Below are 14,678 nucleotides of genomic sequence, written 5' to 3'. Positions count from 1 at the left end.
AGTAAGATATTATATTTACATCTCTGTTAAAGAGTTTGCAAATTTACATACAATATTCTTGAAAATAAAATCAATAATATACTATATATCAATATTTTGCATAAATCATCAATTTTAAAATGCATTAAAAAATCAAATAATAAAACAATTATTTCTTAATTTTTGTACTTTAGGTGATGATAGATTTTAATTCAATAGGAATAAAATGACAAAATTATCGATTAAGTGCAAATTTAATCGATTAAATACATTTTTTTGTCTTTTAAATTAAAATTTTCTTACATTTAACTTTGCTTAGAAAATTTCAACTTTATATTGAGTTTTTATAGATTTTAAACGGTAATATTAATATTATAACAATTCATATAAAACAATTTTGATTTTAAATCGTTATGTTGTTGTTTTGTTATTAAAAAACGAATGGGAACGCCGAAAACCATAAAGAGTAGGCAAAATTAAAAATTAAAAACTCCATTATGAAAGCATTTTTACCCACGATCTGCTTGATGTTCTTAACCATTTTTAGTTCGCAAGCGCAAACTAATGCTCCTGCTGCAGCTGCAAACCCATTTCCATCTATTAGTACTTTAACAAATTGGGCGAGTTTAAACTCTCAGTCACAATTTGATATTGCCATTCGTGCGGTAGGGTTTAAATTTGAAGTAAAGGAGCCAAGTGCAGAATCAACAGCTTACACGTATATTCGTAAAGTAACTGTAAACGAAGTAAACTATACTGATAGAATTGTTTACAGAATTACTAACAATAATTCAGCAAGTATTATCTCTTTAGTTACTGCTTCTACAGATTTAGTAAGTTTATATACTCCACAATTAGCAACATTCAAAAATAATAATTGTAAAACTGAAATGTCTAAAGATAAAAATACAACTTGCAGCTGTTACGAAAGTGCCGCTTATGCAATCGATCTTTGTGACGAACGTGTAAAACTTACAATGGGTGACGGAAATAAATATTTTGTTTCTGTAGCTAAAAAATAATTCAAAGAAACTACGTTTTCCAAATCTTTGCAGACTTTTATAGTTTTCAAAGATTTGGAGGAACGCATTTCTTAAAATATCCTTTATAAGTTTGGATTTTTGAGTTCATACCAAACTTCTATTTCTCCTTCATATTCGAAAGAATTCACAAAATGAAAACCTAGTTTTTCTAAAATCTTTCTGGAATTTTCATTTCCCGCATCCGCGAAAGCGTAAAGCTTCTCTACTTTCATTTCGTTAAAAGCATAATCAATAAAATTTTTTCCTGCCTCAGAAGCGTATCCTTTTCCCCAATGTTTTTCGATAAAACGATATCCCAACTCGTAAAAATTTTTATGATTATTGATTTCGTCTGTAATATACTTTATTCCTGACCAGCCAATAAATTCATTGGTTTCTTTGAGAACTACTGCCCAGCGGCCTGTTCCAAAATCTTTGTATTGTTTTTGAACAAATTTGATATAACCAATACTTTCTTCAATATGTTTTACGGGATTATTCCCTAAAAACAAATGTACATTCGGATTCGAATCCAATTCGAACATTCCTTCTGCATCAGAAAGTTCTAATTCCCGTAATATCAAACGTTCTGTTTCGATTGGATTTTTCATCTCAAAAATTAATTTAAAATATATTTCTGTACTACTTCGGCAACTCCGTCATTGTTATTTGAAGATACAATTAAATTGGCTTTATCTCGCAATTCAGGCGTTACATTATCAACCCAAACACCTAAACCGGCATATTCGATCATAGTTAAATCATTTCCGGCGTTTCCGATGGCAATAATTTCACTTTGATGAATTCCGAGTTTATCTGCCAATTGTTTTAAACTTGCCGCTTTATCTATTCCGTTTTGTGCTGCTTCAAGAAAAAAAGGTTTAGACATCGAAACGCTTAAATGCGGCATTGCGGCTAATAAATCTTTTTCAACTTCTTTTAAATAAGCAGGATTTTCAAGTAAAATACATTTTACAGCAGGTCTGTCAACATAATCTTTAAAACTCGAAACTTTACGGTGCGCCATACCCGTAATATCTTTTTCGATTTCGATATATTCAGAATCGGTTTCGCTTATAATCTCGTCATCTAAATATGTTATAATGTGCGTTTTCATTTTTATACTATAATCGTATAAAGCGTGAATTTGTTCTATAGTAAGCTTCTGTTCAAATAAAATCAAATCATCTTTCACCTGGCTGATAATAGCTCCGTTAAAAGAAATCATATAAGAATCATTTAAATCTAATTCCAGCTCTTTAGCATAAGCAGTCATTGCCGATGTTGGTCTTCCCGAAGCCAAAACAACATAAATACCTTTTGCCTGTGCCTCTAATAAAACTTTTTTATTTAAATCTGAAATTTTGTGGTCGTCTGTCAACAAGGTATCATCCATGTCCAGAACTAACATTTTGTATTGCATTTTTTTTTTAGTTTGCAGTTTTGAGTAATATTCAGTTTTCAGTGTTCAGTATTTAGTGTTCAGTCACAGTTTTGATGCAAACTGAACACTAAATACTGAACACTGAAAAAAAAACTTCCTAAATACTCATTCTAAATTCTTCAATAACCGGATTTGCTTTTGCAAAATCTGTTTCCTGAATAAAAACCTCAACGGCCAAATCTGTACCGCCAAAGCCTCCTAAACGAGCTGATTGAATATTATCTTTTTTTACAGTTTCTACGCCGGCTTCTTCTAATCTTTCCTGCAAAGCAATTGCTAATACTTCACTTCCTGAAAACACCTTCATTAATCCCATGACATTTTTATTTTATTAATTATTAATCTATTCTAGTATTGTTTTTAATTGATTTTGAAAATCTTCATTTTCATTTACTCCAATATGTTCCTGATTTTTTAATGGATAAAAAGCAGCATTTGCTTTCAAAAGTTTTTTTAACCGAACTGAATTCTCAAAAGGAATTAATTGGTCTGCCGTTCCATGAAAAATATAAATTGGAGCTTTTATCTGCGGAAGATAAACATTGGTTTCTAAACTAAACTTTTTCATAAAGTCTGGAAACATTGGCACTCGTTTACTTGACAATTCTAAAAAATTATAATACGGCGCCTGCAGCAGTAAAGCTTTTGGTTTATTTTCGAAAGCTAATTTAGCCGCAAATCCAGAACCAATCGAATATCCGGCAATTATGATTTTATCTTCAGGATATTTTTTAGTCATTAACTGATATACAATTGAAATATCTTTTGATAATTGTTCTTCATTTTCGATTTCACCTTCACTTTTCCCGAAACTTCTATAATCTAAAATAAAGATGTCGTATCCTAATGAAGTATATACTTTTGCAATTTTACCCCAGGTTTCAAGTGTTCCGGCATTTCCATGAAGATAAAAAACCAGTCCTTTAGAATTTTCAGCCTTAAATAACAATCCGTTAAGAATAGTTCCATCAAATGATTTGATGTTTATCTCTTCGAATTTTTGCTGATAATCAAACTTGTAATCTTTTGGTAATCTCGAACTATGAAAAACTAATTCAACCTGATTAAAATAAACATATGAAATTATCAAAACATAAATAATCAGAAAAAAGCACAGAAGTACGATTGACAAAAATTTGAGTGTTTTGAATATTTCCATATATTATTATTTAGTTTTCAGTCTCAGTTTACAGTTTTTTTACTGTAAACTGAGACTGAAAACTGCCGCTATTCTCTCTGATATTCGTAAGTTAAATTATAGTCTGAACCAGCCCAAAATATAAATAAAAACGCTCCATTATTACTTACCGCTTCATTAATTAGAAGGTTACCGTTTTTAGCTAAACCAATTCTTCTTTTATTATTTTGAGAACCACCTAAAAGATAAGGTACTCCTGTCCATTTTAAGAACTTATTATCAAGGTAAAACATTCCGTCTTTAAATTCACCGGAAATTACCGTTTCTACAATAGGCATGGAGTTTTCCAGAACTTTTACAGATAATTGTTTATTATTCTCAAATTTGAGATTTAGCAAAATTGTATTATTTACTGACTTGATAGTATTTAATTGTCTTTTTTGCATAAAATTCTGATTCACTATAAAGTCATACGCATTATTAAACTTTATTGAGTCTCTTGAATGACCCGCAATCTTAGTTGCTCCGGATTTTGTATAACTTGAAATTGGATTTAAGACATAATTCCCTTCTAAACGGGAAATATTCTCTGCACTCAAATTTTCTAAATCTTTAGCAAATTTCTTTTTTGAAAAACCGGCACAGCCTAAAAAACTGCCCGCTAAAAGAATTGTAATCAAAAAATATAGATGATCTCTTTTCATTCTCTTTATCAATTACAATTCTTTTTTTATGGTCTACTCTTCTTCCTCAATATCATCTTCCTCTTCATCCAATTCCTCCTCACCTTCTTCATCCATATCAAATAAATAAGGTTCTAACAGCATTTTATCTGCCAAAATCTCGATACGTTCTGTCAAAGTTTCAGCAAAAATTAAACGTTGTGTTTTGGCAATACTGTTAGAAATACGCATGATTTTAGTTTCATGACGTAATTTCAAAATAGGATCTGCATCATCCAGAATAAACATTTTCAAACGGTTTACATTGTAACCCGCTGTCGAAAACATATCACTCAATTTATTTGGCGTTCCAATTAAAACATCGACTCCGGTAGAAATGTAATTTTTATCGTAATCCATATCGCCTTTGTCATGAACACCGTACACTTCAAGATTGGTATATTTTCCGTATTTCTCAAAAAGCTCTTCCATTTCAAGCACTTTTGCTTTGTCTTCCACAATAATCAAAGCACGTGGTGATTCTTCTGTTTTTCCAGCCAATTGCTGAATCACATTCAAAACAATTGTAGTTGTTTTTCCACTTTTTTCTGGAGAAATAATAATACAATCCGCACCACTTTTTATGGTTGAAAAAGTTTCCATCTGCAAAACATTTGCTTCTGTTAAACCGTTTTCAATTAGTCCGTCTTGTAATTTCTCGTTTATTTTTTTTAGTTTCATGTTTTTATGCTTTAAGCTTTAAGCAATACGCTATAAGCAAAAATTATTTATAATTTAATAGCCTAAAGCTTAAAGCTTATAGCCTACAGCGCGAAGCTTATTTGCTTGCGAACATTTTTACATCGGTTTCAGAAATTTCTGTTCCTCCTAAAATGATTAATCTTTCGACAACATTTCGAAGTTCACGAATATTTCCTGTCCAATCGTATTCCTGCAATAATTGTATGGCTTGCGCCGAAAATACTTTGACTACATTTCCCTGTTCAGAAGCAATTTTCTCAGCGAAGTGTCTAATTAAAGAAGGAATATCGTCACGTCTCTCATTCAATGGCGGAACTTTAATCAAAATTACAGCCAAACGATGGTATAAATCTTCACGGAAACGGCCTTCGGCAATTTCTGTTTTTAAATCTTTATTTGTTGCAGCAACTACGCGAACATCAACTTTAATATCTTTATCCGCACCAACTCTTGTAATCATACTTTCCTGAAGCGCACGTAAAACTTTGGCTTGCGCCGAAAGACTCATGTCTCCAATTTCATCTAAGAAAATAGTTCCTTTATCAGCTGCTTCAAACTTTCCGGCACGATCCTTAACTGCCGATGTAAAAGCACCTTTAACGTGTCCGAATAATTCACTTTCGATCAATTCACTCGGAATCGCCGCACAGTTTACTTCAATTAATGGAAAATTGGCGCGTTCGCTTTTTTCGTGCAATTGATGCGCTACTAATTCTTTTCCTGTTCCGTTTGGCCCCGTAATCAAAACTCTTGCTTCGGTTTGAGCAACTTTATCAATCATCACTTTTATATGATTAATCGATTCGCTGTCGCCAATCATTTCATAATTTTTGCTGACTTTTTTCTTTAGGATTTTATTTTCAACAACTAATTGTTTCTTGTCTAAAGCATTACGAACGGTATTCAATAATCGGTTTAAATCTGGTGGTTTTGAGATATAGTCAAAAGCTCCCAAACGCATGGTATGAATTGCCGTTTCCATATCGCCATGACCCGAAATCATAACCATCGGAATCTCCGGCTTAATCTTTTTTACTTCTTCTAAAACCTCAACGCCGTCCAGTTTTGGCATTTTGATATCACACAAAACCAAATCATAATCGTTGTTCTTTATTTTTTCAAGACCCGCGGCGCCATCTTCAGCCTCTTCAACCTGATAGGTATCATTTTCTTCTGATAATATTTTTACCAAAACTCTTCTAATCGCTGCTTCGTCTTCAATTATTAGTATCCTGCTCATTCTTCGTAATTTTCAATTTTAAAAATTCCAAAATCCAACCATTGGAATTTGGGATTTATCCCCATTCTTTTTGAATTGGAATTTAATACTTTAACCATTTATATAACTCTTTCCACGTTGGTTTTTTGCCGTACATTAAAATACCTACACGGTAAATTTTTGCTGCAAACCAAACGACAAGGAAAAATGTAGCAAACAATAATGATACCGAAATTGCGATTTGCCACCACGGTACACCAAACGGAATACGCATTAACATAACTATTGGCGACGTAAGCGGAATCATTGAAAATACAACGGCTACCGTTCCGTGCGGGTCATTTACAACCGTAAAAAATCCGATGTAGACACTTAGAATTAACGGCATTAATATTGGCAAAAGAAATTGCTGCGAATCGGTTTGATTGTCTACAGCTGCTCCGATTGCCGCATAAAACGAACTGTATAGGAAATAGCCTCCAATAAAATAAATTACAAAACCAATTAGAATACTTGGAATAGGTAAATTCCATGCTTCTCTTAATCCCATTTGTATTATTTGAGAAAAATTATGCTCTACTGATTGCATTAATACAGGTGGAATATTAGATCCCGGCCTGATATTTATACCAAAAAATGCCGAAGCTGCAAACATTAATCCCAAACCAATAATCGCCCAAATCATAAATTGTAAAATTCCGGCCAATGATGTTCCTACGATCTTACCAATCATTAACTGAAAGGGTTTTACAGATGAAATAATGATTTCGATAATTCGGTTTGTTTTTTCTTCGATTACACTTCTCATTACCATATTTCCGTAGATGATAATAAACATCATAATTAAATAACCAAATGCACCGCCTATAGCAATTTTTATTTCATTTAATCCTTTTAAACTTTCTTCTCCCGAAGCTTTAACCAAATGAATATTGACATCTGACTGTGCTTTTTGAATTGCCAGCGTATCTAGTTTTGCTTCTTCCAGATTTAGTTTCGTGATTTTTGTTCCGATGATTTTCTGCGTGCTTTCTATAAAAGAAATACTTGGACTATTGTTCGAAATAAACTCAATTTTACTTTCTAAATCTTTTGTCTTATTTGTTTTTGGAATAACAATTAAGCCACTGAAATTTTCTTTTGTAATACTGTCTTTTAAAGCTTTTACATCAATTTCAGACAAATTCAGGTATTTGAATTCAGCACCTTTTTTATTTTCTTTTAAAAAATCTGCAGCAAAAAGTCCGGTTTCGTCATGAATTGCAATACGTTTTGTTTCGGCTTTCATCGTGCTTAAATAACCTATAAAAACGGCTATCGCAACAAACAAAAGCGGACTCAAAAAAGTCATGACAACAAAAGATTTATTGCGGACTTTGGCAATAAATTCTCTTTTTATAATCAACGAAATGATGCTCATAAATATTTTAAATTTTCAAATTCCAAATTCCGATTTTGAACACTCTTAAATTGGAATTTGGAATTTCTTTTTTGGAATTTTATTTTGTGTTTTCAGTAACTGTCTGGATAAATATATCGTTTACACTTGGAATTTTTTCTACGAAATGCGTTACTTGTCCGCGTTGTGTCAGGACATTCAATAATTCATTTGGTGTTGCATTTCCTATTTGAATATTTAATTTTAAATCATCATTTAAAGATTTGAAATTAGCCGGCGAAACGGTAAACTTTTGTGTAATATCGTACATTAAACCTTCAACATTATTAGTCAGAATTCCAACTTCAAAACTGTTGGTTTTAAACTGGCGTTTTACATCACCAACTTTTCCTTCAATCAGTTTATTTGATTTATGAATTAATGCTATATGATCGCAAAGTTCTTCTACGCTTTCCATTCTGTGGGTCGAGAAAATAATGGTTGAACCCTGCTCTTTTAACGCCAGAATCTCATCTTTTATAACATTGGCATTTACGGGATCAAAACCTGAAAAAGGCTCATCAAAAATCAGCAATTTTGGTTTATGCAAAACACAAACTACAAACTGAATTTTCTGCGCCATTCCTTTAGAAAGTTCCTGAATTTTTTTATTCCACCAGCCTTGAATTCCTAAACGGTCAAACCAATAATCCAATTGTTTTTTAGCTTCAGCTTTAGAAAGTCCTTTCATTTGTGCGAGATACAAACATTGTTCCCCTACTTTCATCGAGCTGTATAAACCTCTTTCTTCCGGAAGATAACCAATTGTCTGCACGTGTTTTGGCTGCAGTCTTTCTCCATCTAAAATTATTTCGCCGCTGTCCGGCATTGTAATTTGATTGATAATTCTGATTAGGGAAGTTTTTCCAGCTCCATTCGGACCTAAAAGTCCATATATACTGCCTTTTGGCACATTTAATGAAACTTCGTTAAGCGCTACATAATCGCCATATTGTTTTACGACTTTATGTACTTCGAGTAAGTTGCTCATTTTGTTTTTTTGGATTTTCTTGTGCTGGCTTTTGCTATTTTTACCAACAGTCTGTAAAAGTAAATAATTACTATCGAATCTGCATAATAATACGCAAAAAACCCATTCTATTTATGTTTAGAATGGGTTTTGAATTTATTTAAACATTTAGAAAAAGTTTAGATTATGAGAACATATCTTTTACTTTTTCAAAAAATGATTTCTCAGATTTTTCTGGACTTGGCACAAAATGTTCATCGTTTAAAGCATTTTCAAAGAATTGTTTTTGTTCTTTGTTTAATGTTTTTGGTGTCCATACATTTACGTGAACCAATAAATCTCCGTTTCCGTAACCGTTTAAACTTGGAATACCTTTTCCTTTTAATCTTAAGATTTTTCCAGATTGAATACCTTCTTCAAGTTTAATACGAACTTTTCCGTTGATTGCTTCAATATCTTTTGAAACTCCTAAAACTGCTTCCGGGAAACTGATGTATAAATCAAAATGAATATTTTCGCCTTCACGTTTTAAGAATTCGTGTTCTACTTCTTCAATGGCAACGATTAAATCACCCGGAATACTATTTCCCGGCGCATCGTTTCCTTTGTTTGAAACTTTCAACTGCATTCCGTCAGTAACACCTGCCGGGATTTTGATTGATACGGTTTCATCTTCCTGAACCATTCCTTGTGCATCTGCTTCAGAAGGTCTTTTATCTAAAATTTGACCAGAACCACCACAAGTAGGACATGTTGATGCTGACTGCATTCTTCCTAAAATGGTATTAGTTACACGCATTACCTGACCTTGACCGTTACAAGTCGTACAAGTTTTATACGTTACACCTTTTGCCTGAACTTTACGTTTTACTTTTACTTTTTTCTCAACACCATTTGCAATTTCTTCTAAAGTAAGTTTTACTTTAATTCGAAGATTGCTTCCTTTAGCACGGCGAGGACCTCCGCCTCCGCCTCCAAAACCGCCGAATCCTCCACCAAAAATATCACCAAACTGACTGAAAATATCATCCATATTCATACCGCCGTGACCACCGCCAAATCCGCCAGAACCATCAAATGCCTGATGTCCGTACTGATCGTATTTTGCTTTTTTCTGTGGATCGCTTAAAACTTCATAAGCTTCAGCTGCTAATTTAAAGTTTTCTTCTGCCTCTTTGTCGCCTGGATTTTTATCAGGGTGGTATTTAAGCGCACTTTTTCTATATGCTTTTTTTATTTCGGCAGCGTCAGCATTTTTTGAAATGCCTAGTATTTCGTAAAAATCTTTTTTCATAATTAGGTTTAAATTCCAAATCTAAAAATTCCAAAATCCAAACTTTGGCATTGAAACTTCTGTTCGTATTTTTTAGTTTCCGATTACTACTTTAGGGAAACGAATAATTTTGTCTCCTAATTTGTATCCTTTTTCAATAACATCAACAATTTTCCCTTTTAATTCATCAGACGGAGCCGGAATTTGGGTAATTGCCTCAGCAAAATCAGCATTAAAAGCATCACCTGCTCTTACTTCAACTTGCTCTAAACCTTTAGAAACTAAAGTACTTTTAAGCTTTTCATGAATCAACTCAACTCCTTTTTTCAAATTTTCATCGTCAGATTTGTTGATTTCTACAGCCGCTCTGTCAAAATCATCTAAAACAGGAAGCATTGCTAACAAAACTTCTTGATTTGCAGTTTTAAACAGATCCATACGCTCTTTTGAAGTTCTTTTTTTGTAATTTTCAAATTCGGCAAATAATCTCAAAAACTTATCTTTTTCCTTTGCCAAGTCTTGAGCTAATTGCTCTTCAACACTTAATTCTTCAACAATTAACTGCTCACCGTTGGCATTGTTCTCTAACGTTACATCATCTAATTCCTGATCGAATTCTGTATTTTCAGTAGTCATATTACTTTTATTTTTAAAAATATTCTTAAACTTCATTTTTATTTCTTTCTGTTGGATTGCAAAAGTACTGCCAAATCTTCTAAAATGTCAAATTGTCACTTTATTAAGTATGAGAGTTTTAAAAACCGAAATTAGGCAATAAAAATTTATTATAATTTTAAGACTATTACGATTTAGTTTGTCGTATATTTGGTATCCAAATTGGGAACATAAATTATTACCTATCAAAATTGAATTTAAGGGTTGGCTTCGGCCTCATAAATAATTATTAATTCAAGTTTACCTTATATTAAAAAAAGCTTCGCCTTACAGAGACGAAGCTTTTTTTTATGTTTTTATCGCACGGGCGGAGGGATTCGAACCCCCATCAACGGTTTTGGAGACCGCTATTCTACCCTTGAACTACGCCCGTAACTTAAGGTCGGCAAATTAAAAGTTTTTTTTCTTTCCCAGCAACTATTTCACATAGAGATTTAAAAAGAAAATCCTTTAAATCTGTCTAATCTGAGGCAAAAACCTTCGTTCCAAATAGTTAACCTAACAAAGCTTTTTTTAATCCTTCGAAATCTATTCGCTTGTCATTAAAAACTTTTATTTTACGCAGATTTTAAAAAAGATTTAGGCAGATTTAATTTGATTTTTATATTAAATTAAATCTGCCGAACCTGCGTAAATAAAAAATCCTTTTAATCTGTGTAATCTGTGGCAAAAAAACCTTCGCCCTAAGACATTTGACCTAACAAAGCTTTTTTCAATCCTTCGAAATCTACAGAAACCTGCTCACCAGTCACTAAATTCTTTAAAGCATAAGAATCTGATGCAATTTCCTGATCGCCGGCAATTACTGCAAACGGAATCAAACGTTTATCTGCATACTGAAACTGTTTACCAACTTTTACATTATCCGGATACAATTCTACTTTTATATTTTCTTGTCTTAATTTCTGAATGGCTTTTGAAGCATACAAAGCTTCTTTATCTCCATAATTAATAAATATTGCTTTTGAAGTCGCCGCAACAGTTTCTGGAAACAATTGTAATTCTTCTAAAACCAAGTAAATTCTATCTAATCCAAAAGAGATTCCGACACCGCTCATATTTTTTAAACCAAAAATACCAGTCAAATCGTCGTATCTACCGCCACCGCCAATAGAACCCATTGAAACCGTTTTTGGAGCTCCAACTTCAAAAATAGCACCTGTATAATAATTTAATCCGCGTGCCAAAGTCACATCAAGATCTAAAATTGCGCTTGACAATCCTAAAACTGCAACATTGTCACAAATAAATTTCAATTCTTCAACACCTTTCATTCCTTCTTCTGATGAAGCTAATAATTCTGAAAGCTGCTTAATTTTATCTGCGAAAGTTCCGGTAAAGCTAAAAAGCGGCTGTACTTTTACCAAGGCTGTTTCAGAAATACCTTTTTCGATCATTTCTTTCTTTACGCCGTCTTCGCCAATTTTATCTAATTTATCAAGAGCAACTGTAAAATCAATTAATTTATCTGAAGCGCCAATTACCTCAGCGATTCCAGACAATATTTTTCTGTTGTTTATTTTGATTGTAACTCCTTCTAAACCTAAAGATGTAAAAACGGTATCATATAACTGAACTAATTCTACTTCCTGCCAAAGTGATGTTGAACCCACAACATCGGCATCACATTGATAGAATTCTCTATAACGCCCTCTTTGTGGTCTGTCTGCTCTCCAAACCAGTTGGATTTGATATCTTTTAAAAGGAAATTCAATTTCATTTTGGTGCTGCACAACGTATCTTGCAAACGGCACTGTTAAGTCGTAACGCAATGCTTTTTCTGAAATTCTTCCTGTAAATTTATTCAGCTCAATTCTTTGGCCTAAATCAATAGTTTCGGCAGAATTAACTTGAAGCGATTCTATAGATTCCGGTAATTCAATTTTATTTTTATTGAAGAAAAAGTTACCTGAATTCAGGATTTTAAAAATCAAACGATCGCCTTCTTCCCCATATTTCCCCATCAAGGTGTCTGAATTCTCAAACGAAGGAGTTTCGATAGGTTGAAAACCAAATTTTTCAAAATTAGTTTTTATCGTCTGAATAATATATTGACGTTTTGACACCTCGGCAGGCGAAAAATCTCTTGTTCCTTGTGGAATGCTTGGTTTTGAAGCCATCTCTTTTTTATTTTAGATTTCTGATTTTAGATTTAGATTTGCTATTGAAATCCTTATTTAAAATCTTTTTTTGGTTTATTTTATTTTCAGATTTGTAATTTATTTTCGAAATCACAAATTCTAAATGGACTGCAAATATCTTACTTTTTAAAATAAATAATAGCGGTTCGAAAACAAACTTGTAACAAAAACCGTATTTTCGTGACAAATTGGTCATGATGCTAAAATTATTTAAAGAAAATATCCGAATTGCTTTTGGTTCTATCAAAACTCAATTGCTGCGAACCATTCTTACTGTTTTAATTATTGCTATCGGAATTACCGCTTTGGTTGGAATTTTAACTGTTGTAACAGCACTTGAAAACACCGTTTCGACCAATTTTGCTTCTATGGGAGCAAATACTTTTAACATCAATCAATATGAAAATACGGTTCGTAACCGCGGTGGAAACGAGCGGGAAATTATAAATCCGATTATTTCTTATCCTGAAGCGGTGGCCTTCAAAAATAAATACAAATATCCTTTTACCGAAACTTCTCTTTCGTTTACAGCAACTTCAAAAGCAGAAGTAAAATATTTGGACACTAAAACAGATCCTGAAATTACAATTGTGGGTGTTGACGAACATTTTATTTCAAACTCAGGTTTAGAAACTACTTTAGGACGTTCTTTCAATCAATTTGATGTTGACAATAATACTTATTCCTGCATTGTAGGTTCTGATTTTGAAAAAGGTTTATTAAAAGATGTAAACCCAATTGACAAAGTAATTTCGATTCGCGGTGCACGTTTTAAAGTTATTGGCGTTTTAAAAGAAAAAGGCTCAACTTTTGGAAACAGTCAGGATTTGCGCGTTTTAATTCCTATTCAGGTAGCACGATCTTTATTTACTGCACCTAACATTAATTACACTGTCAGTGTGATGGTTTCTAAAAAAGAACTTTTAGACGAAGCCGTTGATAATGCAACAAGTACAATGCGAAGAGTTCGAAAACTAAGTCCGGTTCGTGATAACAATTTTGGTATTGGCCGAAGCGATGATTTAATCAATAGAATTCTTGGAATTACAAAATACTTAGGCTGGGCATCGTGGATTATTTCTGTTATCACTATTTTAGGTTCATCAATCGCTTTAATGAATATTATGATTGTTTCGGTTACAGAACGTACCCGCGAAATTGGTGTTCGAAAAGCTTTGGGCGCAACAAAAGTTACAATCTCAGTTCAGTTTTTTATCGAAACTTTATTAATTGGACAAATTGGCGGTTTGGTCGGAATTGTGCTAGGAATTCTAATAGGTTTCGCTTTTGCAGCCGCAATGAGTTTTGCTTTTGTGATTCCGTGGATGGCAATTTTTGCCGCTTTTGGAACCAGTTTTATGGTTGCCATTGTTTCCGGTTTATATCCTGCAATTAAAGCTTCGCAATTAGACCCTATTGAGGCTTTACGATATGAGTAATTTTTACGTTTCCTGCAAGGTTTTCATAAGTTTTCTTTTCTCAACTCCTATTATGTCAAATTCAAAATAGTTCTCGAACTCAATTATTTCATGAGGCTGTTCATTTAGAATTGTATCTATTGTCTCACCATCAAATGTTATAGTTTCAGCAAATAGATCATCTACAATTAAAATACAATTTTCGTGCAAATAAAAAAAAGGAAAATCTAAAGAGTAATCAACTACATTTCTTTTCAATCTTTTGTTTTTCAAATCAATTATTCCCCATTGATAAATGAATCTGAAGAAAATTAAATCTATATTTTTGAAATAAACAAAGTTAAAATCGTCTAATTTCAAATTATTTTGATTGAGCAGAAATTTTGCAGTAATATTATACTCTGGCTTTTCTTCAAACTCAAAATCAACATAGCAAATCTTTAAATCTGAAGAATCATCAGAAGGAATTTCGATATCAAATCTTTCAGATATTTGATGTGCATTAAAATTCCTAATTTGTAATTTCATTTTTTGCTA

The 14,678-nt window shown here is 32.6% G+C and carries 15 protein-coding genes and 1 tRNA gene; 2 read left to right on the top strand and 14 right to left on the bottom strand.

The window, feature by feature from the left end:
* Positions 1-476: 476 nt before the first annotated feature.
* Complete coding sequence (locus tag ASD98_RS06395; protein WP_056201674.1) at positions 477-1,001, top strand: hypothetical protein; 525 nt, start codon at positions 477-479, stop codon at positions 999-1,001.
* Between the two features lie 83 nt (positions 1,002-1,084).
* Here the strand turns inward: ASD98_RS06395 and ASD98_RS06390 are convergent, their stop codons facing one another.
* The 13 genes from ASD98_RS06390 to hisS form a co-directional block, all read right to left on the bottom strand.
* Positions 1,085-1,612 carry a GNAT family N-acetyltransferase gene (locus ASD98_RS06390; protein WP_056201671.1) on the bottom strand — a complete coding sequence of 176 codons (528 nt, stop codon included), beginning with the start codon at positions 1,610-1,612 and terminating at the stop codon, positions 1,085-1,087.
* Between the two features lie 8 nt (positions 1,613-1,620).
* The gene (locus tag ASD98_RS06385) at positions 1,621-2,424 is read right to left on the bottom strand and encodes a Cof-type HAD-IIB family hydrolase (RefSeq protein ID WP_056201668.1); all 804 of its coding nucleotides are present in this window, start codon (positions 2,422-2,424) and stop codon (positions 1,621-1,623) included.
* A gap of 118 nt (positions 2,425-2,542) precedes the next feature.
* Positions 2,543-2,761: a putative signal transducing protein gene (locus tag ASD98_RS06380; protein ID WP_053474039.1), complete on the bottom strand. Its 219-nt coding sequence runs from the start codon at positions 2,759-2,761 to the stop codon at positions 2,543-2,545.
* A 27-nt stretch (positions 2,762-2,788) separates the two neighbouring features.
* The gene (locus tag ASD98_RS06375) at positions 2,789-3,604 is read right to left on the bottom strand and encodes an alpha/beta hydrolase (protein WP_056201665.1); all 816 of its coding nucleotides are present in this window, start codon (positions 3,602-3,604) and stop codon (positions 2,789-2,791) included.
* Between the two features lie 68 nt (positions 3,605-3,672).
* Complete coding sequence (locus tag ASD98_RS06370) at positions 3,673-4,263, bottom strand: hypothetical protein (protein WP_128414790.1); 591 nt, start codon at positions 4,261-4,263, stop codon at positions 3,673-3,675.
* 57 nt (positions 4,264-4,320) lie between these two features.
* Positions 4,321-4,986 (bottom strand): DEAD/DEAH box helicase, encoded by a 666-nt coding sequence (locus tag ASD98_RS06365; RefSeq protein ID WP_056201657.1) that lies wholly within the window; start codon positions 4,984-4,986, stop codon positions 4,321-4,323.
* Between the two features lie 97 nt (positions 4,987-5,083).
* Positions 5,084-6,247, bottom strand: coding sequence for a sigma-54 dependent transcriptional regulator (locus ASD98_RS06360; protein ID WP_056201654.1), 1,164 nt, complete (start codon positions 6,245-6,247; stop codon positions 5,084-5,086).
* 82 nt (positions 6,248-6,329) lie between these two features.
* Positions 6,330-7,646, bottom strand: coding sequence for an ABC transporter permease (locus ASD98_RS06355; RefSeq protein WP_056201651.1), 1,317 nt, complete (start codon positions 7,644-7,646; stop codon positions 6,330-6,332).
* A 79-nt stretch (positions 7,647-7,725) separates the two neighbouring features.
* The gene (locus tag ASD98_RS06350; protein ID WP_056201648.1) at positions 7,726-8,655 is read right to left on the bottom strand and encodes an ABC transporter ATP-binding protein; all 930 of its coding nucleotides are present in this window, start codon (positions 8,653-8,655) and stop codon (positions 7,726-7,728) included.
* Between the two features lie 163 nt (positions 8,656-8,818).
* Positions 8,819-9,928 carry a molecular chaperone DnaJ gene (gene dnaJ / locus ASD98_RS06345; RefSeq protein ID WP_056201644.1) on the bottom strand — a complete coding sequence of 370 codons (1,110 nt, stop codon included), beginning with the start codon at positions 9,926-9,928 and terminating at the stop codon, positions 8,819-8,821.
* Between the two features lie 72 nt (positions 9,929-10,000).
* Positions 10,001-10,579, bottom strand: coding sequence for a nucleotide exchange factor GrpE (locus tag ASD98_RS06340; protein ID WP_056201642.1), 579 nt, complete (start codon positions 10,577-10,579; stop codon positions 10,001-10,003).
* Between the two features lie 305 nt (positions 10,580-10,884).
* A tRNA-Trp gene (locus tag ASD98_RS06335) sits at positions 10,885-10,955 on the bottom strand.
* A gap of 310 nt (positions 10,956-11,265) precedes the next feature.
* A complete protein-coding gene (gene hisS, locus ASD98_RS06330; RefSeq protein WP_056201639.1) occupies positions 11,266-12,702 on the bottom strand; it encodes a histidine--tRNA ligase in 1,437 nt (478 codons plus the stop codon).
* A 215-nt stretch (positions 12,703-12,917) separates the two neighbouring features.
* Here hisS and ASD98_RS06320 point away from each other — a divergent pair, with 215 nt between their 5' ends.
* Positions 12,918-14,162 (top strand): ABC transporter permease, encoded by a 1,245-nt coding sequence (locus ASD98_RS06320; protein ID WP_056201633.1) that lies wholly within the window; start codon positions 12,918-12,920, stop codon positions 14,160-14,162.
* A gap of 3 nt (positions 14,163-14,165) precedes the next feature.
* On the opposite strand, the gene ASD98_RS06315 is transcribed toward ASD98_RS06320, so the two are convergent.
* Positions 14,166-14,669 (bottom strand): hypothetical protein, encoded by a 504-nt coding sequence (locus ASD98_RS06315; protein ID WP_056201630.1) that lies wholly within the window; start codon positions 14,667-14,669, stop codon positions 14,166-14,168.
* Between the last annotated feature and the right edge of the window lie 9 nt (positions 14,670-14,678).

Origin of the sequence: Flavobacterium sp. Root186 (assembly GCF_001428525.1) — a bacterium.
Taxonomy (GTDB): domain Bacteria; phylum Bacteroidota; class Bacteroidia; order Flavobacteriales; family Flavobacteriaceae; genus Flavobacterium.
This window is presented reverse-complemented; position numbering and strand designations above follow the sequence as displayed.

What these genes read in the sequence shown, in the direction of transcription:
- ASD98_RS06395 (WP_056201674.1), top strand. Translation starts at nt 477, where the DNA reads ATGAAAGCATTTTTACCCACGATCTGCTTGATGTTCTTAACCATTTTT.
- ASD98_RS06390 (WP_056201671.1), bottom strand. Translation starts at nt 1,612, where the DNA reads ATGAAAAATCCAATCGAAACAGAACGTTTGATATTACGGGAATTAGAA.
- ASD98_RS06385 (WP_056201668.1), bottom strand. Translation starts at nt 2,424, where the DNA reads ATGCAATACAAAATGTTAGTTCTGGACATGGATGATACCTTGTTGACA.
- ASD98_RS06380 (WP_053474039.1), bottom strand. Translation starts at nt 2,761, where the DNA reads ATGGGATTAATGAAGGTGTTTTCAGGAAGTGAAGTATTAGCAATTGCT.
- ASD98_RS06375 (WP_056201665.1), bottom strand. Translation starts at nt 3,604, where the DNA reads ATGGAAATATTCAAAACACTCAAATTTTTGTCAATCGTACTTCTGTGC.
- ASD98_RS06365 (WP_056201657.1), bottom strand. Translation starts at nt 4,986, where the DNA reads ATGAAACTAAAAAAAATAAACGAGAAATTACAAGACGGACTAATTGAA.
- ASD98_RS06360 (WP_056201654.1), bottom strand. Translation starts at nt 6,247, where the DNA reads ATGAGCAGGATACTAATAATTGAAGACGAAGCAGCGATTAGAAGAGTT.
- ASD98_RS06355 (WP_056201651.1), bottom strand. Translation starts at nt 7,646, where the DNA reads ATGAGCATCATTTCGTTGATTATAAAAAGAGAATTTATTGCCAAAGTC.
- ASD98_RS06350 (WP_056201648.1), bottom strand. Translation starts at nt 8,655, where the DNA reads ATGAGCAACTTACTCGAAGTACATAAAGTCGTAAAACAATATGGCGAT.
- dnaJ (WP_056201644.1), bottom strand. Translation starts at nt 9,928, where the DNA reads ATGAAAAAAGATTTTTACGAAATACTAGGCATTTCAAAAAATGCTGAC.
- ASD98_RS06340 (WP_056201642.1), bottom strand. Translation starts at nt 10,579, where the DNA reads ATGAAGTTTAAGAATATTTTTAAAAATAAAAGTAATATGACTACTGAA.
- hisS (WP_056201639.1), bottom strand. Translation starts at nt 12,702, where the DNA reads ATGGCTTCAAAACCAAGCATTCCACAAGGAACAAGAGATTTTTCGCCT.
- ASD98_RS06320 (WP_056201633.1), top strand. Translation starts at nt 12,918, where the DNA reads ATGATGCTAAAATTATTTAAAGAAAATATCCGAATTGCTTTTGGTTCT.
- ASD98_RS06315 (WP_056201630.1), bottom strand. Translation starts at nt 14,669, where the DNA reads ATGAAATTACAAATTAGGAATTTTAATGCACATCAAATATCTGAAAGA.